The following is an 18,446-nucleotide window of genomic DNA, read 5'->3' as shown; positions in this document are numbered from 1 at the left end:
GCGCCAGATTAGCAGATAGGCGCCGCGCCAGCGTGCACGGTTGACAAGCTCATTCCTGCTTTTCCTGCTCCAGGCGCGCTTCGAGCAGGGTGCGCGCGGCCGCCACGTAGGCGCGGCAGGCCTGCGGGTCGACGAAGGCTTCGCTGCCTGCCGTCGCACTGGCCTCCAGCCGCTGCCACAATTGCGACGCTTCCGGGTGGGCCGAGATCAGCACGTCGCACGGCAGCTTTTCCAGCGTCTCGAAGCTGTGGCGCAAGTCGGCCAGCGCCTGCGGATACTCGCTGCTGGCGCTGAACTTGAAGCCGGGGCGCGAGACGGCATTGAGGCTGTCCGCGTACACCATGTTCAGGCAGCGCGGACCGTCGCACGATTGCCACGTCCAGCTCAGGCCTCCGGGCGTGTGGCCCGGCGTGGCGTGCGCCGTCAGGTTGACGGGGCCGACGTCGAAATGGCTGCCGTCGCGCGCCAGGCGCATGTCCTTCACGGGCGGGTACTTGGGCAGCGCATGGTATTGCGGGTCGTCCGGCCCCACTTCGCCGGACGCCAGGTCCAGTGCGGCCGACGGGCTGGCGGCCACCAGCGCATTGCTGCGCCGCTGCAGCTCGGCCAGGCCGCCCGCATGGTCGATATGGCCGTGCGAATTGAGGATCAGCTTGACGTCCTCGATGCGGAAACCCAGCGCGGCGATGTTGGCGATGATCTTTTGCGCCGATTCCGGCAAGCCGCCGTCGATCAGCACATGGCCTTGCGGCGACGTGACGAGCACGGAGCTGAGGCCCTTGACGCCCACATAATAGGTATTGCCGAAGATGCGGAACGGCGCCTGGTCGGCGTTCCAGGCGGCGCAGACTTCGCAGCCGGGCGTGGCCGCTGTGGCGGGAACCTGCGCCAGCGCCACGGAGGCCTGGCCGGCCAGCAGCAGGGCCAGGGCGAGAGCGCCGTGGCCGGCCAGCGCGCGTGGAGATGTGAGGGGCATTGCAGTCCTTATCCGTGTTGCCAAGGTGGCGTATGCTGACACGGAACAGGGCGCGACGCAAATGGTCACAAGGATGCGGGCGGCGCACCGGCGCCATCGAGGTACACCAGTTCGATCAGGGTATCGTCCGTATAGCGGCTGTCGCCCAGGGGGGCCTGGAAGGACGTGCCCGTATCGTTCACCGGCAGCGCGATGCGGCGCACGCCATCGAGCAGGGTGGCGCTGGCGATGGCCGGATCGCTGTACGTGCCCATCTTGAGCTTGCCGGCGGCGCACCAGTCGGTGCCGCGCAGCTTGGCGGCGACAAGGGCGCGTAGCCAGAACGGCATTTCTTTCCTGGCAATCGCGCTGCTTACCTGGCATTGCAGGCGCAGGTCGCCCAGGCGGCGCATGCCGGGCGGTACGTCGTCGCTGCGCACGCTGGCCTGCCAGCGGAACCGGTCTTTTTTCTGGTTGGTGACCAGGTCCGCGTCGTCGCTGTCGGCTTGCGCGCTGCGGGGCAGCACAAAGCTGCCATCGGCAGACAGGGGTACGCTGATCGCCGTCTCGTTGCCGACGATGCGCAAGGTTGCGTCCCGCAGGGCATCGGTCGCGATGCCGGGGCCGGGAATGAGCCGGAAGCGCACTTCGCGTGCCATGGGCGCCATTGCATGGTGGTCGTCAAAGGCATCGAGGCCGGCCGCCATCGCGCGGTAGGATGTGATTTCCGGGTCGCGTATGCTGCTGACGTGGATGGACTGGCTGGTGTCGGCCGGCGCGGCCCGCCCGTCGTTTTGCGCGGCGGCCTGGCCACCGCACAGCAGGCTGGCGGCCAGGACGCCGCAGGCGAGGAGGGGCGCTGGTTTGCCTGGAGAAGAAAAGGAATGCACGCACTTGCCCATGTATTATTAACACGGCAAGCTAACATGAATGGCAGGGCTTGTCACTGCCCCGCCACCTGGCGTTCAGGCAGCTGCCAGGGTGGCGTTGTCCGGCGCGATGCTGACCTGGCGCCCCGCGTGGCCGGCCGGCAGGCGCGGGCCGTGGCCAAACACCTTGTGGCGCAAGGTGCCGTCGTCGTAGCTGGTGCGGTAGCGCCCGCGCTGCTGCAGTTCGGGCACGATGTGGGCGACCACGTCGGCCATGCTGTCGTGCGCCACGGCGAAGGCGAGATTGAAGCCGTCGATGCCCGTTTCATCTGTCCATGCCTCCAGCTGGTCGGCCACCTGGCGCGCATCGCCGACGATGACGGGGCCGCGCCCGCCCAGGCCGATGTATTCGGCCGCCTCGCGCACCGTCCAGCGGCGATCGGGGTCGGCCTGGCTGAACGAGGCCAGCGCCGAGCGGCCCGCCTCGGAGTCGATGTATTCGATGGTGGCGTCGAGCGGATAGCGGCTGAAATCGACGCCCGTCCAGCCGGACAGCAGCACCAGCGCCGCTTCGATGTTCACGTGGCGCAGGTAGTCGGCGTGCTTGGCGCGCGCCTCGGCTTCGGTGGCGCCCGTGATGACCAGCGCCTGCGCGTAGATCAGCAGCGCGTCGCCGTCGCGTCCCGCCAGGCGCACGGCGGCGCGCAGCTCGTCGGCGTAGCGCTTCACCACCGTCTTGCTGGGGCCACTGACGAAGGTCGCTTCCGCATGGCGCGCAGCAAAGCGCGTGCCGCGCGGCGAGGTGCCCGCCTGGTACAGCAGCGGCGTGCGCTGCGGCGACGGTTCGCACAAATGGATGCCGGGCACCTGGTAGTGGCGCCCGGCATGGTTGATCGGGTGGACTCTGGCGGGATCGGCATAGATGCCGCGCGTTTTGTCGTTGACGACGGCGTCGTCGTCCCAGCTTTTTTCCCACAGCTTGTAGACGACGTCGAGGTATTCGTCGGCCAGGTCGTAGCGTTCGTCGTGTCCCAGCTGCTGCTGCAGTCCCAGGTTGCGCGCCGCGCTATCGAGGTAGCCGGTGACGATATTCCAGCCGATGCGCCCGCCCGTCAGGTGATCGAGCGTGGAAATGCGGCGAGCGAACGTGTACGGGTGTTCGTAGGTGAGGGCGCAGGTGACGCCGAAGCCCAGGTGCGTGGTGGCTTGCGCCATGATGGGCACGAGCGCCAGCGTGTCGTTCAGCGGCACCTGCACGCCGTGTTCCAGGGCTGCATCGAGGCTGCCCCGGTACACGTCATACACGCCCAGCACGTCGGCCAGGAACACCGCGTCGAACAGGCCCGCTTCCAGCAGCCGCGCCAGTTCCGTCCAGTGCCCGGGATCGGTGTAGCGGTGGCTGCGGTCGCGCGCATGCGTCCACAGTCCCGGCGACTGGTGGCCGACGGTATTCATCTGGAAGGCGTTGAAGCGTATGGTCTTGCTCATGGCTTACTTCGCCGCCGTCTGCAAGGCTTGCTGGTAGTCGGGTTTCGAGTAGCCGGCAAAGTGCTTGTTGGTGATGTCGAGGAATTCGCGCGAGCGGTAGGCGGCCGCCAGGTCTTTCGCGAACTGCTTGTCCTTGTCGGCCGTGCGCACGGCCACCAGGTTGATGTAGTTGGGCGAGATTTTCTCGGCCACCAGCGCGTCCGTCAGTTTCAGCCCGGACGCCAGCGCGTAATTGCCGTTGATGAAAGAGTAATCGGTGTCGCCCAGCGAACGTGGCAGCTGCGCCGCTTCCAGCGGCAGCAGCTTGATTTTCTTCGTGTTGACGGCGATATCCTTTTCCGACGCGCGCACGGGGTCGAAATTGTCGCGCAGCTTGATCCATTTCAATTGGTCGAGCAGCACCAGCGCGCGCGCCTGGTTGGTCGGGTCGTTCGGCAAGCCTACCGTCGTGCCTTCCTTCACGTCGTCGAGCGTCTTGTGCTTCTTGCTGTAGATGGCGATCGGCGCCGTGGGTATCGTGATCAGGTCCGTCAGGGCCAGCTTGTGCTCCTGCGCGAATTTCTTCAGGTAGACGATGTGCTGGAAGACGTTGGCGTCCAGCGAGCCCTCGGCCAGCGCGAAATTGGGCTGGATGTAGTCGTTGAATTCGACCAGCTTGACCTTGTAACCCTGTTTTTCCAGGATAGGCTTGATGCCCAGCTTGATCTGGTCCGCATATGGCCCGGCGCTGGTGCCGATGGTGATGTCCTTGGGATCCTTGGCGTGGGCGAAGCCGCTGGACAGGGCGAGTGCCAGGGCGGTGAGAACGATGCTGCGGCGGGCGATGGTCATGGTGGCTCCTTGGTGGGTGAATCAGGAATAAGCCGTCGGCTCGGGCACGGTGCCGTTCAGGGCAAAGCGTCCCAGGTCGCGCAGCTTGTAGTCGATGGGGTCGTGCAGGGTATGCACGCGCACGTTGCGCCAGTAGCGGTCGTAGCCATACCGGGCCGAGGTGGAGCGGGCGCCCGTCAGTTCGAACATCTGGCTGCTGATCTCCAGTCCCGCCTTGTGCGCCAGGCACTTGGCTTCGGCCACGGCCACGGCCAGCAATCCCCGTTCGCGCGCCGTCACCAGCGGTCCCTTGCGAAATACGCTTTCCAGCTCCTGCGCCGCCGCGTCGGCCAGCACCTGCGCGGGACGCAGCAGCAGCCATAGCTGGCCGTAGCGGTGCTGTACCAGGGGATCGTCCGTGGCCTGCGCCACGCCGGAGGCGAACCAGGCCTTCGCCTGCTCGCCCGTATAGCGGCGCGCCGCCTCGAACGCACCTTCGGCGATGCCCAGGTACAGGTTGGCCATGATCAGCTGCGCGATCTGCGAGCGCACGGTGGCTTGCGGCGTGGCCGCCTGCGCGGGCGCCTGCAGCACCAGCTCCCGCGGCAGGGCGACGCCCTGGAAATGCACATTGCCGCTGTCCGTCTGGCGCTGGCCGAAGGCGTCCCAGTCCGCCTGCACGGTCAGGCCGTCCTGGCGCGTGGGCAGGGCGGCGATCAGCGCCGTCTGCGTGGGCGCGTGCCAGGCGGAGACGGTCAGCCAGTCGGAACCGACCGAGCCGGAGGAAAAGCTCTTGACGCCATCGAGAAGGTAGCCGTCTTCGGTGTCGATGGCGGTGACGCGCTTGTCGAGCGGATTCAATGCATTGCCCCAGAACAGGCGCTCGTCGACGGTGAGCGTGAGCAGGCGGCGCTGCTGCTGCGCGCTGCCGTACAGCTGCAGGCCGGCCAGCTGCAAATGGTGAAAGCCGAAGACGTGCGCCAGCGCGCTGTCGGCGCGCGCCAGGATGCGGATCACCTGGTACACGAGGGGCCAGGACGCGCCCTGGCCGCCGAATTCCACGGGGATCGATAACGTCAGCAAGCCTGAATCGCGCAGCCATTCGCGCTCCTGTGCCGCATGGCCGCCGGCCTGGTCGCGGGCATTCGCCGTTTCGGCCAGGCGCGCGGCCAGCGACGTGGCGATGCCGATGGCGTCCTGCAGTGGTTCCGGCGTGGGGATGGCGGGGCGGGTGGCGTGGAGGAAGGCGGTAGGCATTGGCGAAATTCCAGAAAGACGATGCAGCCGATATTGCACCGCCAGGCGAGCGCCGTACACGAAGAAAACCGCGCATGCATATGCGGAAAAAGCCGCGCGGGCGCCTGCGGCATGTCTTGCGGGGCGTCAGGCGCGGATAGTCGGAAAACGCATATCGAAGCGCGAAAGCATTCGTTTTGCCGGAGTCCTGATGGCGATAGGCTGCAAGCATCCGGGCAGATCCACTTTCGCACTTTCGATAACGCACAGGGACGGGCATTACATGAGCATCTTGTTATTGGGCGGTAGCCCCCAGCTACCATCGAGTTCCAGCCGCTTGCTGCTGCATATCGGCGACCAGCTGGCGCTGCAGGGCCACAGCTACGCCAAGCTGCATGTGCGCGACCTGCCGGCGCGCGCCTTGCTGCTGGCCGACTATGACGACGTGACGATCGCCCGCGCCGTGCGCGCCGTGGCCGACGCCGATGCCATCGTCATCGCCACGCCCATCTACAAGGCGTCCTATACAGGCCTGCTGAAAGCCTTCCTGGACCTGCTGCCGCAAGATGGCCTGGCCGGCAAGCTGGTGCTGCCGCTGGCCACGGGCGGCGGCCACGCCCACACCCTGGCGCTCGACTATGCGCTGCGTCCCGTGCTCCATGCGCTGGGCGCCAAGCAGGTCTTCACCAGCATTTACGCCAATTCGCAACAGCTGGACTGGCATGAAGAACGGGGCCTGAGCCTGGATGCGCCGATCGCCGCGCGCGTGCAGGCCGGCATCGAGGAACTGTCGGCCGGCCTGTTCGTGCTGCAGGGCCGGCGTCCTTCCGCGCCAGCCGATATTGCGGTGCCCGTCCGTTCGCTGCAGGACCAGCCTTACGCTCCCCGGTTTCAAGCCGCCTGACTATTCACCGACCAAGGAAACGCCATGACACACCGCCACGCACAACGCCTCTCGCGCCGTACCACCCTGGGCCTGCTGTTCGCCGCCGCTGCCGGCGTGATGGCGGCCGGCATGCCGGTGACGGCGCAGGCCCAAGCCAGGGGGGAGGTACGCATCGGCTACCAGAAATACGGCACATTGACCTTGCTCAAGGGCCGCGGCACGCTGGAAAAGCGTCTGGCCGAACAGGGCGTGGGCGTGAAATGGACGGAATTTCCGGCCGGCCCCGTGCTGCTCGAAGGCTTGAACGTGGGCAGCATCGACTTCGGCACGGTTGGCGAGGCGCCGCCCATCTTTGCGCAGGCGGCCGGTGCCAACCTGGTGTACGTCGGCAATGAGCCGGCGTCGCCCGCCAGCGAAGCCATCGTCGTGCCCAAGGGCTCTGGCCTGCGCACCCTGGCCGACCTGAAAGGCAAGAAGATCGCCCTGAACAAGGGATCGAACGTGCATTACCTGCTGTTGAAAGCGCTGGAAAAGGCCGGCGTCGTGTATGCCGACATCCAGCCCGTGTTCCTGCCGCCGGCCGATGCGCGCGCCGCCTTCGAGCGCGGCAGCGTGGATGCCTGGGCCATCTGGGATCCGTTCCTGGCTGCCGCCGAAAAGCAGCTGGGCGCCCGCGTGCTGGCCGATGGCAAGGGGCTGGTGGCGAACTACCAGTTCTACCTGGCGTCGCGCACCTATGCGGAAAAAAATCCCGAGATCCTGCGCATCGTGCTTGACGAAGTGGCCAAGGTCGATGACTGGGGCCGCAACAACCCGGACGAAGTGGCGACGATTCTTTCGGCGCAGACGGGCTTGAGCAAGGATGTCGTGGCGCTGGCCGCCTCGCGCTATGCCTACGGCGTGAAACCCGTGTCGGTCGACGTCATCGCCTCGCAGCAAAGGGTGGCGGACGCGTTCTCCAGCCTGAAGCTGATCCCGAAACCCATCGTCGTCAAGGACGCGCTGCTGCCGGCGCGCCAGCTGGCCACCAGCACCAAATAAACAAGCAAAGAAACAAGCAAAGGAAAGCGCACCATGTCATTGAATGTCTTCTGGTTTATCCCCACCCACGGCGACAGCCGCTACCTGGGCACGTCGCAGGGCGCGCGCCCCGTCGATGCCGATTACTTGCGCCAGGTGGCCGTCGCCGCCGATACCCTGGGCTACGACGGCGTGCTGCTGCCGACGGGCCGCTCCTGCGAAGACGCCTGGGTGGTGGCCTCGTCATTGATCAGCGTGACGCAAAAGCTCAAATTCCTGGTGGCCATCCGCCCCGGCCTGTCCACGCCCGGCCTGGCCGTGCGCATGGCTTCCACCTTCGACCGGCTGTCGAACGGGCGCCTCTTGATCAATGTCGTTACGGGCGGCGACCAGGGCGAACTGGAAGCGGACGGCCTGTTTGCCGACCACGCCAAACGCTATGAAATCTCCGATGAATTCATCAAGGTGTGGCGCGCCACGCTGGCCGGCGAGGGCGGCGCTGCCGGCTACGATTTCGAGGGCAAGCATATCCAGGTGAAGGGGGCGAAAACCCTGTATCCGCCCGTGCAGAAACCGTATCCGCCCCTGTACTTCGGCGGCTCGTCGGAGCCGGCGCACGAACTGGCGGCCGAGCAGATGGACGTCTACCTGACGTGGGGCGAGCCGCCGGCCGCCGTGGCGGAAAAGATCGCCGATATCCGCGCGCGCGCCGCGAAAAAAGGCCGCACGGTGCGTTTCGGCATCCGCCTGCACGTGATCGTGCGCGACACCAACGAGGCGGCCTGGCGCGCGGCCGATGAACTGATCAGCCATCTCGATGACGACATCATCGCCAAGGCGCAGGCGGCCTTCGGCAAGATGGATTCCGTGGGCCAGCAGCGCATGGCGGCCCTGCATGGCGGGCGGCGCGACAAGCTCGAAGTGTCGCCCAACCTGTGGGCCGGCGTGGGGCTGGTGCGCGGCGGCGCCGGCACGGCCCTCGTCGGCGACGGCCCGACCGTGGTGGCGCGCATGCAGGAGTACGCGGACCTGGGCATCGACACCTTCATCTTCTCGGGCTATCCGCACCTGGAAGAGTCGTACCGCTTCGCCGAACTGGTATTCCCGCTGCTGGGCAAGGGCAAGGCCGTGGGCGAGCAATCCTTGAGCGGCCCCTTCGGCGAAGTCATGGCCAGCAACATCGTGCCGGCCGCGCCGCAGAAAAAGGCGGCCTGAGATGGCGGCCGGCATCGCCAAACGCGCGCCCGGCACGCCGTGGCGCGATGGCTTGGCGCCGTGGGCCCTGCCCGTGGCGCTGCTGCTGGCCTGGCAGCTGGCGTCGCAGTGGGGCTGGCTGTCGAGCCGCATCCTGCCCGAGCCGTGGGCCGTGGCGAAAGCCTTCTGGAGCCTGGCCGCGTCGGGCGAGCTGTGGCTGCACCTGAAAACGAGCTTGTGGCGGGCGACGGTGGGCTTCGTCATCGGCGCGGGGCTGGGTTTGCTGCTCGGGCTGTTGACGGGCAGCTTCCGCCATGCGGAAACCCTGCTCGACACCACCCTGCAAATGGTGCGCAACATCCCGGCCCTGGCCCTGATCCCGCTGGTGATCCTGTGGTTCGGCATCGACGAGACGGCCAAATTGTTCCTGCTGGCCGTCGGCGTGTTCTTTCCCGTCTACCTGAACACCTTCCACGGCATCCGCTCGGCCGACCAGGGCCTGATCGAAATGGCGAAAAGCTACGGCCTGTCCGGCTGGCCCCTGTACCGCGACGTGATCCTGCCGGCCGCCATGCCGTCCATCCTGGTCGGCGTGCGCTTTTCGCTGGGCCTCGTGTGGGTGCTGCTGATCGTCGCCGAAACCATCTCGGCGCAGGCCGGCATCGGCTACATGACCATGAATGCGCGCGAATTCCTGCAAACGGACGTGGTGCTGGTGGGGATCTTGCTGTACGCCTTGCTGGGCAAACTGGCCGATCTGTTTTCGCGCCGGCTGGAACGCCACTGCCTGCGCTGGAACCCCGCCTACCGATAATGACTGAAGAGGACACCATGCTGCTCGCCCCCATCCAGATCGAAACGGACTTCCTGTCCCATTTCGTGCAATACGACCCCGCCGGCGCGCCGCCGCAGGCGAAGACGGCGCCCGCCGCGCCCTTGCAGCGCCGCGGCGTGCCGTTGGCGTTGACAAAGCTGAGCAAGTCCTACACCAGCCGTCCCGTGCTGAAAAACGTCGACCTGCAGCTGGAAGCGGGCGAGTTTGTCGCCATCGTGGGGCGCAGCGGCTGCGGCAAGAGCACCTTGCTGCGTTCGATCGCGGGCCTGGAAAGCATCGATGAAGGGACGGTCGACATCGGCAGCGGCGTCGGCGCCCCCGATATCCGCATCATGTTCCAGGAATCGCGGCTGCTGCCGTGGAAGACGGTGCTCGACAACGTGGCCCTGGGCTTGCCCCGTTCCATCGGCGCGGCGGCCGCCTCGCTATGGACGGTGGGCCTGGCCGAGCGCGCGGACGACTGGCCGGCGGCCCTGTCGGGCGGGCAGAAGCAGCGCGTGGCGCTGGCGCGCGCCCTCGTGCACGAGCCGCAATTGCTGCTGCTCGACGAGCCGCTTGGCGCGCTCGACGCCCTCACGCGCATCGAGATGCAGCAGCTGATCGAGTCGCTGTGGCTGGCGCGCGGCTTTACGGCCGTGCTGGTGACGCACGACGTGGCCGAAGCGGTGGCCCTGGCCGACCGCGTGCTGCTGATCGAGGAGGGGCAGATCACGCTGGATGTGCAGGTGGACTTGCCGCGCCCGCGCCAGCGCGGCCATGCGGCCTTCGCCGCGCTGGAGCAGGCTATCTTGTCGCGGGTGCTGCAACCGACTCCGCCAGTACGATGAAACCGTCGGCATCGACCGTCGCCACGATGCCCTCGTAGCTGGCGATGGCCGGGTGGCGCGTGGCCAGCGGGTGCGCATGCGTGGCGGTGACGACGACGACTTTCGCGCCAGCCGCTTCGCCCGCCTCGATGCCGACCGAGGCATCTTCGAACACCAGGCAGTCAGAGGGCGCCACGCCCAGCTTTTCAGCCGCCAGCAGGTAGCAATCGGGTTTCGGCTTGCCCGCCTTGACGTCTTCGGCCGTCACCATGATGGCCGGTATCGGCATGCCGGCCGCCTTCAGCCGCGCCGTGGCCAGCGCCTTGGGCGCCGAGGTGACGATGGCCCATTGCGCCGGCGGCAGCGACTGCAAAAAACGCCCGGCGCCCGCCACTTCGACAATCCCGTCCACATCGATGATTTCCGCATCCGTGATGCCCTGCGACTCGCGCTGCGCGTCGATGCCGGGCAGGCGCAGCCTGGCAATGGTGTCGACCGAGCGCGCGCCATGGATGGTGGGCAGGAAGGCCGCCACGTCGAGTCCCTGGCGCTGCGCCCACGTGCCCCAGATGCGTTCGGCGGCGGCGATGGAATTGATGACGGTGCCGTCCATGTCGAACAGAAAAGCCCGGTAGCGGCCGGCGGCCGATGGCAGTGATGGAGACGACGGCGAGGGCAGGGCGGACATGGCTTCCTTCCAAAAGATGGGCTGGAAGCCATTGTAACGGCAGTCGATTTTTATTTCACAGGTAGACCGATTCAAACCTGGCCACGGGCGCGCCATCCTTGAGCAGGACCAGGAATTCGCCATCGAAGCGGTAGCCGGTCACGCTGTTCAGTTTGGCCAGTACGGCGCCTTCCAGCTGCATCAAAGGCGGCGGGCACGCCATGCGGGTGCCGGCCAGTTGCGTGAAGCGCAGGGCCGTGCCGTCCAGCGTGTAGCCGCCCATGACCTGGTTGCAGCCCGTGAATCCGTGGACCCTGCCCTCGTCGGTGAGGGTGATGCGCACTTCGCGTTCCTGCTCCGGCGCCATGACCACCGGGGCGCCATCGAGCTCCGTCAGCTTCCAGTAGGTGTTCGTCAGGCTGTAGCTGGGCGTCAGGTCGGTGCCCGGCGCGGCGCCGTCGTTCGTCACGGCGCAGCCGCCGGCCATGGCGATGGCGGCCGCGAGGGGCAGGTATTTGAGGCGATGCGTGAGGCGATGCAGCATGGAAGTCTCCTGTGTAAAAGGGGTATTCAAGGGAAATGTTCGCAAGACTAGCAGTTTTCCCGCACCGGCCTGCGTACCGCTGCGGCAAATGTTTCCATTTTGCCAGTCCTGGCATTAAACTCATGCTTTCTGCTGTTTCAACCTTGATCGGGGAGCCTGGCCGATGCTGCAAGCGCAAGCGCTGGATAATCGACTGGTCGCCACCACTGGCGACGATGTGCTGGTGGACCGCATCGTGCCCGGCGCGCCGCTGGTCATCGCCTTCGGCTTCGTTTCGTGGACGACGCGTCCGGCCTTCGACTTTTACGGCAGGCTGAAAAAGCTGGAGCAGGCCAGCGGGCAGCATCTGAACAAGATACTCGTGCGCGATTCGGGCAACGCCTGGTATCACCGCCGCATCGCCGGCCTGGGCAGCCATGTGGACGAGACGGCGCAAGCCTTGCGCGACCTCGTGCGCAGCATCGCACCGAGTCAGGTCACCACCCTCGGCCAGTCCATGGGCGCGTACGCGGCCGTCATGTATGGCTTGCTGCTCGAGGCGCAGCAGATCGTCGCCTTCGGCCCGTTGTCCTTCCTTGACGTGGAGCAGGCGCGCCTGTATCACGAGCTGCGCTGGCTGTCCGTGATGGAGTCGCTGGCGCAGGACCCGCCACGCTCGGGCTACTACGACCTGGCCGCCCTGTGCCGCGCCAGGGCGACGGCCGATACGCAGCTGCACCTGGTGTTCGGCACGCGGCCCGACGTCGCCAATGCGGGCGCCAGTGCCAGCGAATCGGTGAACCTTGACGCCATGCACGCGCAGCGCCTGGCCGCCTTTGGCAACTGCACCCTGCATCCGTTTCCCCATTCGGGCCACGCGGTGGTGCAGCATCTGATCGACACGAAGCGCATCAACGGCTTGCTGGCCCAATGCATACTCGGCCTTGCTCTGGCGCCCGAGCCCATGCCGGACGTCAGCCGCGAGTGGCAGGACTGGGTGGCGGAAAACCTGCGCCTGGGCTGCGCCAGCGAGCAGCTGGTGGCCGTGCTGCAGCAGCACGGCTTTTCGCACGCCAGCAGCATGGCCGCCGTGGCGGCCGCCGGCGCCGGGCCGAAGGCGACATGACGGCGCGGTTCGAGCTCGACACCCTGAAAATCCGTCTCGCCGCTCCCGAACTGGCGGCGCTCGACTTGCGCGTGCGCGTGCAGCGCGCCTTGCGCCAGCTGATACTCGATGGCGTGCTGGCGCCCGGCCTGCGCCTGCCTGCGACGCGGGCGCTGGCGCAATCGCTGGGCGTGTCGCGCGACACGCTGGAAATGGCGTATGCGCAGCTGCGCCTGGACGGCTATGTGCGGCGCCAGGCGGGAGCGGGCAGTTTTGTCTCGGAATCGATGGGCGCCAGCTTGCTGGGCGCAGGCAGGCACGCACCGTCGGCGGCGCGGCCAGCCCTGCCTGCGCCACCGGTAGCGCTCAGCGCCAGGGGCGCACAGATGCTCGCCAGCGGCGGTGTGGCCGACCAGCAAAGCGTGAAGGCGTTTGCCACGGGCTTGCCGGAAACGCGCGCCTTTCCCGTCGATGTGTGGGAGCGGCTGCGGCGCCAGGCCGCGGGCGAACACCGTGCCAGCATGCTGCTGCACGGCGACCCGCAGGGCGCGCAGCCGCTGCGCCAGGCCATCGCCGACTATGTCAACCTGGAGCGGGGCGCGCGGGCCACGGCCGGCCAGGTGCTGGTGCTGAGCAGCACGCGCCAGGCCCTGTACCTGTGCGCGCAGGTGCTGGCCGACGCGCATGGTCCGATCCTGATGGAAGACCCCGGCTATTTCGGCGCGCGCAAGGCCTTCGAGATGGCGCAATTGGCGGTGGTTCCCGTGCCCGTTGATGCGCACGGCCTGTGCATGGACAGCCTGCGCGCCGACCGCAGCGGCGCCAACACGGTGTATGTGACGCCGTCGCACCAGTATCCGACGGGCGTCACCCTGGCGCTCGAGCGCCGCCTCGCGCTGACCGCCTGGGCCGCCGAGCGGCAGGGCTGGATCATCGAAGACGATTACGACAGCCAGTTTCACTACGCGGGCTTGCCGACGGCCTGCGTGCAGGGGCTGGACCGGCAGCAGCGCACGATTTATCTGGGCACCTTCGCCAAGTCGCTGTATCCGGGCCTGCGCATCGGCTACATGGTGCTGCCGCCGGCCCTCGTCGCGCCGATGACGGCCGCGCGCAGCATCCTCGACGGGCATACGCCGCAGCTGGACCAGCTGACGCTGGCCCGTTTCATCGCCGATGGCCATTTCGCGGCCCATCTGCGCGCCATGCGCAAAGTCTACGCCGTGCGCCGCGATGCGATGGCGCGGGCCGTGCAGCGGCATCTGCCGCACGTCGTCGCGGCACAGCTGCCACCGGGCGGCTTGCAGATGCCCTGCCTGCTGCACGAGGGCAGGGCGGAGCCGGAGACGATACGCCTGGCGGCGCGGGCCGGCATCGTGCTGCCGGGCCTGAGCCGCCTGTATGCGCGGCCGCCGGCCCGCGGTGGCTGGCTGCTGGGTTTTGCAGCGTTGAGCCCGCACGAGATCGACAGCGGCATCGCCCGCCTGGCGCGCGCACTGGGTTGAGACGCGAAAGTGGTCTGCTGCATGTCGGAAAATTGGCCTGTCTGGGCAGTCCATGCCGGCATTAAGATGCCCCCTTTCACAGGCAAGGGAGCATTCCGCATGACGACAAGCGCAACAATCGAAAAAACGGCAGCGACGGCAGGACGGCTGCGCTGGCAGGATCTGGTATCGCCGACCATGGCGGCCTGCATTTCCGTCCTCGTCAACTATGGCGGCACTTTCGTGCTGGTGTTCCAGGCGGCCCAGCTGGCGCAGCTCAGCGCGGCGCAGACGGCGTCCTGGGTCTGGTCGCTGAGCATCGGCGTGGGCGTGACGGGCATCTGGCTCAGCTACCGCTACCGCGCGCCCGTCGTCACGGCCTGGTCCACGCCGGGCGTGGCCTTCCTGGCCACCGTCATGCCGCACACGCCGTATGCCGAGGTGATCGGCGCCTACCTGCTTTCCGCCATCGCCTTCATCGCGCTGGGCATGTCGGGCGCGTTCGAGCGCCTGGTGCGGCTGATCCCGGGCGGCATCGCGGCCGGCTTGCTGGCCGGCATCCTGCTGCAGTTCGGCGTGAACGCGTTTGGCGGCGCCAGCGCCGATCCGCTGCTGGTGGCGGTCTTGCTGCTGTCGTATGCCGTGCTGCGCCGCTTCACGGCGCGCTACGCCGTGGTCGGCATCATGCTGATCGGCGTGGCCTTGCTGCTGGCGCAGGGGCGCATCGACGCGCAGGGCATAGCCCTGACCCTGGCCGCGCCCGTGTTCGAGATGCCGCGCTTTTCCGTGGCGTCGCTGCTGGGCGTGGCGCTGCCGCTGTTCCTGATCACCTTGACGGGCCAGTACATGCCCGGCATGCTGGTGCTGCGCAACGATGGCTACCGCGTCAGCGCCAATCCCATTTTGACGGTGACGGGACTCGGTTCGCTGCTGATGGCGCCGTTCGGCGCGCATGCGTTCAACGTGGCCGCCATCACGGCCGCCATCTGCACGGGCAAGGATGCGCATCCGGAGCCGTCGAAGCGCTATATCGCCGGCCTGGCCTGCGGCGTGCTGTACATCACGGTGGGCATCTTTGGCGTCACCCTGGCCAGCCTGTTCATGGTCTTGCCGCGCACCTTCATCACGACCCTGGCGGGCCTGGCCCTGCTGGGCGCCATCGGCAACAGCCTGGCGCAGGCCATGGCGGACGCGCGCACGCGCGAGACGGCGCTGATCACTTTCCTGGCCACGGCCGCGAACGTCACCGTGCTGGGCGTGGGGGGCGCCCTGTGGGGTCTGGCGGCCGGGCTGGCGGCGCATGGCCTGATGCATGGCTGGCGCAAGGCGGTGGCGCATTGAGCGGGGCCTTGGGCGATTTTTCGCCCAAGGCCCCGGCCGCCGCATACAATTGCAGTCGTCCGTGCCCATTGGCACCTTGCTGTCGACTTGAATTGAACGATGCCCGAGATCACTTCCCTGGCGCAGTACCTGCTGGCGATCACGCCCGCCTTCCTCGTCTGCGCCGCCTTGCTGCTGGCAACGCAAGGTACTGTGCCGCTGCTGCGCGTGCTCGTGCATATCCTGTTCTTCGTGCTGGCGCGCGATGCGATGACGGCGCACGGCTACTGGCAGGTGGTGGCAGGCGGCTTGCGCTTCACGGCGCCGCCGCTGGTCTTGCTGGCGCTGGCGGCCATGTCGCTGGGGCTGGTGGCCAGTACGTGCTGGCTGGAAAGCGAGGCGCGCCGCCAGATCAGCTGGATGGGCAGGCGGCCGCTGCTGTCCGTGCTGCTGGGCGTGGCCGGTGCCATGCTCATCGTCGGGCTGGCCATGGTCCTGAAGACGCTGGCTGGCTTGCCGTCGCTGGCGCCCGTGGCGCCTTCCATGCTGCCTTTGCTGCTGGGCTTTGCGCTGGCGGCCAACTGTTATGAAGAATTGCTGTTTCGCGGCTTGCTGCAGCAGCAATTGCGCGCCTGGCTGCCGGCCTGGCGCGCGGCTCTGGTGTCGGGCCTGCTGTTTGGCCTGTGCCATGCTTTCCTCGCCACCACCGTCACGCAGGTGGGCGCGCCCATCCTCGTGTTTACCGTGATCGAAGGCGTGGTGGCGGGGCTGGTATATTGCCGTGCCGGTTTGTTGGGGGCTTCCCTGGCCCATGGCCTGGCGATTTTTACGCTGGCGGCCGGCTGGGTATGATGTTTGTTGTTGACCATTAATCAAGAGTGAATGAAAGTGAAAATGCGATGCCTGTCAGTTCCTACCTGAATACCCGTCCCGTGCTGGGCGCACGCGTGTACCTGCATGACACGGCGCAAGTGATCGGCGATGTGCAGATCGGCGACGACTGTTCCATCTGGTGCAACAGCGTGCTGCGCGGCGACGTCAACCGCATCGTCATCGGCGAGGGCAGCAATATCCAGGACTTTTCCATGGGGCATGTGTCGCACAAGAATGCGGCCAAGCCCGATGGTTCGCCCTTGACCATCGGCAAGTACGTGACCATCGGCCATTCCGTGATCTTGCACGGTTGCACGATTGGCGATGAGTGCCTGATCGGCATGGGCAGCATCGTCATGGATGACGTGGTGGTGGAAAAACACGTGATGCTGGGCGCGGGCAGCCTGGTGTCGCCGGGCAAGGTGCTGGAAAGCGGGCATTTATATGTGGGCAGGCCCGCCGCCAAGGTGCGCGCGCTGACCGAGGCCGAGATCGCCTACCTGCGCTATTCGGCCGAACATTATGTGCGCGTGAAGAACAACTACCTGGCGGGCCGGGACGACGCCTGATTCAATTCGCGCTGGCGTCGTCGAGGCGGCGCAGTTCCGCCCGCGGCGCCAGGTCTTGCGGCAAGCGCAGGCCGGATACGAGGCCCATGCGTCGCAGCAACAGCAGCGCCCACCAGCCCGGGTCCCATTCGCCCGGCAGCAGGCCCAGCCTGGCTGAGCCCGGATAGGCGTGATGGTTGTTGTGCCAGCATTCGCCCATGGTCAGCAGCGACGTCAGGCGGATATTCCTGCCCTGCACGGCGGCGCCATCGACATGAAAATGCATCTGGCCATGGTTGTGGGCGAAGTAGCCGATCAGCCAGTGGCCCAGCACGCCCGCGCTGACCCGCGCGCACACGCCCCAGCAGACCAGGCCCCAGCCGCCCCACAGGAAGAACAGGATGGCCCACGGCAACTGCTGCCACATCCACGTCGCTTCCAGGAAGCGATAGAAACGGTCGTGCGCGATGCGCGGCTCGATGGCGATCTGCGGCGGATGGTCGAGCACCAGGCGGCAATGCAGTTGCCACCAGGCATCGCGCCAGAAGCCGCCGCCATGGCGCAGATACGGGTGGCAATCGGGCAGGCGCTGCGCATAGTCGCGCAGTTCATGCTGGCGCAGCAGGCCCAGCGGTCCGCTGAGCCCTACCAGCACGCCCAGATACACGAACAGGTATGCCAGCCATCGGGGGCAGCGGTAGCTGTCGTGTATCAGTTTTCTATGGCTGCCGAGGGAATGGCCGAAGAGCAGAACGATGGCCGTGCTGATGAGAAAAAGCGCCAGACCGGTCCAGCTGAAGGCGAGGAGGGCGCCGCACAGCGTGCCGGCCAGCATGGCGATCAGCCACAGCGATTGCAGCGGCGCATAGCGTACTGAACCATTGAGCACGCTGTCGGCGTGCGTGGCGCGGGCGCGGTGGCCGGCCAGGCTGGCTGCGGACATCAGCCCTTGGGGGCCGACGACGGTTGCGTGTACTTGTCGAAATTGGTGATGTAGTCGTTGAAGTTGTCGGTCAGCATGCGCTTGTACTGTTCCGTGAAGAAGGCGACGGCGCCTTCCTTTTCCTGTTGCATCTTGGCCACGTCATTGCTCTTGCTGGCGACGAGGAAGGCGTTGAAACGGGCGGCCGCGTACAGCAGCGAAGTGGCCACTTCATTGCCGCCGCTGTGCATGCATTGTTCGTTGGCCAGGGCGATGACCTGGTCGGCGCGCTCCCAGAATTCCGGGCCCGGCGCTGGTTTGGTGCTTGGTGTGCTCATAAAATCCCTCATGAAAGTGCGCGTCAGTCTACACAGCGGGCTGCGCGCTGTCCAGCCGCGCGCAATGCTTCAGGGCGCTTGCAGGATCTGTTCCACGAGCACGGCCAGGGGCTGGCGGATGTCGAGCACGATGCCGGACTCGTCTGGCTGCAGCGGCTGCAGGGTGCGCAGCTGGCTGTCGAGCAGGCTGGGCGGCATGAAATGGCCGGGCCGCTGCACGCGGCGTTCCAGCACGTCGCGCGGACCGTCGAGGTGGGCAAAGCGCAGGGCCGGATCGCCTTCGCGCAGCAGGTCGCGGTAGGCGCGCTTCAGGGCCGAGCACGAGACCACCAGGCCGCTGCCCTGGGCCCTGGCCGTGGCGATGCGTTCGCGCAAGGCGGCCAGCCAGCCGGCCCGGTCGCCATCGTCGAGCGGCACGCCGGCGCTCATCTTGGCCACGTTCCCGGGCGGGTGCAGCTCGTCGCCTTCCACGTATGGCACGCCCAGCGCGCCGGCCAGCAGGCTGCCGACGGCGCTCTTGCCGCAGCCGGACACGCCCATCACGACCCAGCGCACGGCGGGCATGCC

General features: G+C 67.1%; 20 protein-coding genes. 10 read left to right on the top strand and 10 right to left on the bottom strand.

Annotated features, from left to right (window positions below):
* Nucleotides 1-49: 49 nt before the first annotated feature.
* From bla to YQ44_RS16275, 5 genes are all read right to left on the bottom strand, one after another.
* Nucleotides 50-976 carry a subclass B3 metallo-beta-lactamase gene (gene bla / locus YQ44_RS16295; RefSeq protein ID WP_071324285.1) on the bottom strand — a complete coding sequence of 309 codons (927 nt, stop codon included), beginning with the start codon at nucleotides 974-976 and terminating at the stop codon, nucleotides 50-52.
* Nucleotides 977-1,041: 65 nt separating this feature from the next.
* Nucleotides 1,042-1,845 carry a hypothetical protein gene (locus YQ44_RS16290; RefSeq protein ID WP_071326553.1) on the bottom strand — a complete coding sequence of 268 codons (804 nt, stop codon included), beginning with the start codon at nucleotides 1,843-1,845 and terminating at the stop codon, nucleotides 1,042-1,044.
* Between the two features lie 75 nt (nucleotides 1,846-1,920).
* On the bottom strand, nucleotides 1,921-3,312 hold the full coding sequence (locus YQ44_RS16285) for an LLM class flavin-dependent oxidoreductase (RefSeq protein ID WP_071324284.1): 1,392 nt from the start codon (nucleotides 3,310-3,312) through the stop codon (nucleotides 1,921-1,923).
* Between the two features lie 3 nt (nucleotides 3,313-3,315).
* Complete coding sequence (locus tag YQ44_RS16280) at nucleotides 3,316-4,143, bottom strand: MetQ/NlpA family ABC transporter substrate-binding protein (RefSeq protein WP_071324283.1); 828 nt, start codon at nucleotides 4,141-4,143, stop codon at nucleotides 3,316-3,318.
* Nucleotides 4,144-4,164: 21 nt separating this feature from the next.
* Entirely contained in the window at nucleotides 4,165-5,379 is a 1,215-nt protein-coding gene (locus YQ44_RS16275) for an acyl-CoA dehydrogenase family protein (protein ID WP_071324282.1), read from the bottom strand.
* Between the two features lie 262 nt (nucleotides 5,380-5,641).
* Between YQ44_RS16275 and ssuE the strand changes: the two genes are divergently transcribed.
* Genes ssuE through YQ44_RS16250 form a run of 5 tightly spaced genes read left to right on the top strand, consistent with a single transcriptional unit; the run spans nucleotide 5,642 to nucleotide 10,120 of the window.
* Nucleotides 5,642-6,262, top strand: a complete 621-nt coding sequence (gene ssuE, locus YQ44_RS16270) for an NADPH-dependent FMN reductase (protein ID WP_071324281.1) — start codon at nucleotides 5,642-5,644, stop codon at nucleotides 6,260-6,262.
* Nucleotides 6,263-6,286: 24 nt separating this feature from the next.
* Nucleotides 6,287-7,285: a sulfonate ABC transporter substrate-binding protein gene (locus tag YQ44_RS16265; RefSeq protein ID WP_071324280.1), complete on the top strand. Its 999-nt coding sequence runs from the start codon at nucleotides 6,287-6,289 to the stop codon at nucleotides 7,283-7,285.
* Between the two features lie 33 nt (nucleotides 7,286-7,318).
* Nucleotides 7,319-8,479: an FMNH2-dependent alkanesulfonate monooxygenase gene (gene ssuD, locus YQ44_RS16260; protein ID WP_071324279.1), complete on the top strand. Its 1,161-nt coding sequence runs from the start codon at nucleotides 7,319-7,321 to the stop codon at nucleotides 8,477-8,479.
* A gap of 1 nt (nucleotide 8,480) precedes the next feature.
* Nucleotides 8,481-9,272 carry an aliphatic sulfonate ABC transporter permease SsuC gene (gene ssuC, locus YQ44_RS16255; RefSeq protein ID WP_071324278.1) on the top strand — a complete coding sequence of 264 codons (792 nt, stop codon included), beginning with the start codon at nucleotides 8,481-8,483 and terminating at the stop codon, nucleotides 9,270-9,272.
* Nucleotides 9,273-9,289: 17 nt separating this feature from the next.
* The gene (locus YQ44_RS16250; RefSeq protein WP_071326552.1) at nucleotides 9,290-10,120 is read left to right on the top strand and encodes an ATP-binding cassette domain-containing protein; all 831 of its coding nucleotides are present in this window, start codon (nucleotides 9,290-9,292) and stop codon (nucleotides 10,118-10,120) included.
* Here the strand turns inward: YQ44_RS16250 and YQ44_RS16245 are convergent.
* Nucleotides 10,077-10,787 (bottom strand): HAD-IA family hydrolase, encoded by a 711-nt coding sequence (locus YQ44_RS16245; protein WP_071324277.1) that lies wholly within the window; start codon nucleotides 10,785-10,787, stop codon nucleotides 10,077-10,079. The two genes, YQ44_RS16250 and YQ44_RS16245, sit on opposite strands and share 44 nt — an antisense overlap.
* 55 nt (nucleotides 10,788-10,842) lie before the next feature.
* Entirely contained in the window at nucleotides 10,843-11,310 is a 468-nt protein-coding gene (locus YQ44_RS16240) for an META domain-containing protein (protein ID WP_071324276.1), read from the bottom strand.
* A 163-nt stretch (nucleotides 11,311-11,473) separates the two neighbouring features.
* Between YQ44_RS16240 and YQ44_RS16235 the strand changes: the two genes are divergently transcribed.
* The 5 genes from YQ44_RS16235 to YQ44_RS16215 all read left to right on the top strand — a co-directional run bounded on the left by YQ44_RS16235 (nucleotide 11,474) and on the right by YQ44_RS16215 (nucleotide 16,640).
* Nucleotides 11,474-12,415, top strand: a complete 942-nt coding sequence (locus YQ44_RS16235) for a hypothetical protein (RefSeq protein ID WP_071324275.1) — start codon at nucleotides 11,474-11,476, stop codon at nucleotides 12,413-12,415.
* Complete coding sequence (gene pdxR, locus YQ44_RS16230) at nucleotides 12,412-13,899, top strand: MocR-like pyridoxine biosynthesis transcription factor PdxR (protein WP_071324274.1); 1,488 nt, start codon at nucleotides 12,412-12,414, stop codon at nucleotides 13,897-13,899. The genes YQ44_RS16235 and pdxR overlap by 4 nt, the downstream gene beginning before the upstream one ends.
* A gap of 99 nt (nucleotides 13,900-13,998) precedes the next feature.
* Complete coding sequence (locus YQ44_RS16225; protein WP_071324273.1) at nucleotides 13,999-15,219, top strand: benzoate/H(+) symporter BenE family transporter; 1,221 nt, start codon at nucleotides 13,999-14,001, stop codon at nucleotides 15,217-15,219.
* 99 nt (nucleotides 15,220-15,318) lie between these two features.
* Nucleotides 15,319-16,050, top strand: coding sequence for a CPBP family intramembrane glutamic endopeptidase (locus tag YQ44_RS16220; RefSeq protein ID WP_071324272.1), 732 nt, complete (start codon nucleotides 15,319-15,321; stop codon nucleotides 16,048-16,050).
* A 47-nt stretch (nucleotides 16,051-16,097) separates the two neighbouring features.
* Nucleotides 16,098-16,640: a gamma carbonic anhydrase family protein gene (locus tag YQ44_RS16215; RefSeq protein ID WP_071324271.1), complete on the top strand. Its 543-nt coding sequence runs from the start codon at nucleotides 16,098-16,100 to the stop codon at nucleotides 16,638-16,640.
* Nucleotide 16,641: 1 nt separating this feature from the next.
* On the opposite strand, the gene YQ44_RS16210 is transcribed toward YQ44_RS16215, so the two are convergent.
* From YQ44_RS16210 to YQ44_RS16200, 3 genes are all read right to left on the bottom strand, one after another.
* Nucleotides 16,642-17,562: an acyl-CoA desaturase gene (locus tag YQ44_RS16210; protein ID WP_071324270.1), complete on the bottom strand. Its 921-nt coding sequence runs from the start codon at nucleotides 17,560-17,562 to the stop codon at nucleotides 16,642-16,644.
* Complete coding sequence (locus tag YQ44_RS16205) at nucleotides 17,562-17,879, bottom strand: DUF3144 domain-containing protein (protein ID WP_071324269.1); 318 nt, start codon at nucleotides 17,877-17,879, stop codon at nucleotides 17,562-17,564. Before YQ44_RS16205 ends, YQ44_RS16210 begins: the two co-directional genes overlap by 1 nt.
* Before the next feature lie 69 nt (nucleotides 17,880-17,948).
* The gene (locus YQ44_RS16200; RefSeq protein ID WP_071326551.1) at nucleotides 17,949-18,443 is read right to left on the bottom strand and encodes a gluconokinase; all 495 of its coding nucleotides are present in this window, start codon (nucleotides 18,441-18,443) and stop codon (nucleotides 17,949-17,951) included.
* Nucleotides 18,444-18,446 lie beyond the last annotated feature (3 nt).

It is taken from the genome of Janthinobacterium sp. 1_2014MBL_MicDiv (assembly GCF_001865675.1).
GTDB lineage: Bacteria > Pseudomonadota > Gammaproteobacteria > Burkholderiales > Burkholderiaceae_D > Janthinobacterium.
The sequence above is the reverse complement of the archived record's forward strand: the minus strand, read 5'-3'. Positions and strand labels throughout refer to the sequence as shown.

Bases quoted from the DNA above. Each gene is read 5' to 3' on its own strand.
- bla (WP_071324285.1), bottom strand. From the start codon at position 976: ATGCCCCTCACATCTCCACGCGCGCTGGCCGGCCACGGCGCTCTCGCC.
- YQ44_RS16285 (WP_071324284.1), bottom strand. From the start codon at position 3,312: ATGAGCAAGACCATACGCTTCAACGCCTTCCAGATGAATACCGTCGGC.
- YQ44_RS16280 (WP_071324283.1), bottom strand. From the start codon at position 4,143: ATGACCATCGCCCGCCGCAGCATCGTTCTCACCGCCCTGGCACTCGCC.
- YQ44_RS16275 (WP_071324282.1), bottom strand. From the start codon at position 5,379: ATGCCTACCGCCTTCCTCCACGCCACCCGCCCCGCCATCCCCACGCCG.
- ssuE (WP_071324281.1), top strand. From the start codon at position 5,642: ATGAGCATCTTGTTATTGGGCGGTAGCCCCCAGCTACCATCGAGTTCC.
- YQ44_RS16265 (WP_071324280.1), top strand. From the start codon at position 6,287: ATGACACACCGCCACGCACAACGCCTCTCGCGCCGTACCACCCTGGGC.
- ssuD (WP_071324279.1), top strand. From the start codon at position 7,319: ATGTCATTGAATGTCTTCTGGTTTATCCCCACCCACGGCGACAGCCGC.
- ssuC (WP_071324278.1), top strand. From the start codon at position 8,481: ATGGCGGCCGGCATCGCCAAACGCGCGCCCGGCACGCCGTGGCGCGAT.
- YQ44_RS16250 (WP_071326552.1), top strand. From the start codon at position 9,290: ATGCTGCTCGCCCCCATCCAGATCGAAACGGACTTCCTGTCCCATTTC.
- YQ44_RS16245 (WP_071324277.1), bottom strand. From the start codon at position 10,787: ATGTCCGCCCTGCCCTCGCCGTCGTCTCCATCACTGCCATCGGCCGCC.
- YQ44_RS16240 (WP_071324276.1), bottom strand. From the start codon at position 11,310: ATGCTGCATCGCCTCACGCATCGCCTCAAATACCTGCCCCTCGCGGCC.
- YQ44_RS16235 (WP_071324275.1), top strand. From the start codon at position 11,474: ATGCTGCAAGCGCAAGCGCTGGATAATCGACTGGTCGCCACCACTGGC.
- pdxR (WP_071324274.1), top strand. From the start codon at position 12,412: ATGACGGCGCGGTTCGAGCTCGACACCCTGAAAATCCGTCTCGCCGCT.
- YQ44_RS16225 (WP_071324273.1), top strand. From the start codon at position 13,999: ATGACGACAAGCGCAACAATCGAAAAAACGGCAGCGACGGCAGGACGG.
- YQ44_RS16220 (WP_071324272.1), top strand. From the start codon at position 15,319: ATGCCCGAGATCACTTCCCTGGCGCAGTACCTGCTGGCGATCACGCCC.
- YQ44_RS16215 (WP_071324271.1), top strand. From the start codon at position 16,098: ATGCCTGTCAGTTCCTACCTGAATACCCGTCCCGTGCTGGGCGCACGC.
- YQ44_RS16210 (WP_071324270.1), bottom strand. From the start codon at position 17,562: ATGTCCGCAGCCAGCCTGGCCGGCCACCGCGCCCGCGCCACGCACGCC.
- YQ44_RS16205 (WP_071324269.1), bottom strand. From the start codon at position 17,879: ATGAGCACACCAAGCACCAAACCAGCGCCGGGCCCGGAATTCTGGGAG.
- YQ44_RS16200 (WP_071326551.1), bottom strand. From the start codon at position 18,443: ATGCCCGCCGTGCGCTGGGTCGTGATGGGCGTGTCCGGCTGCGGCAAG.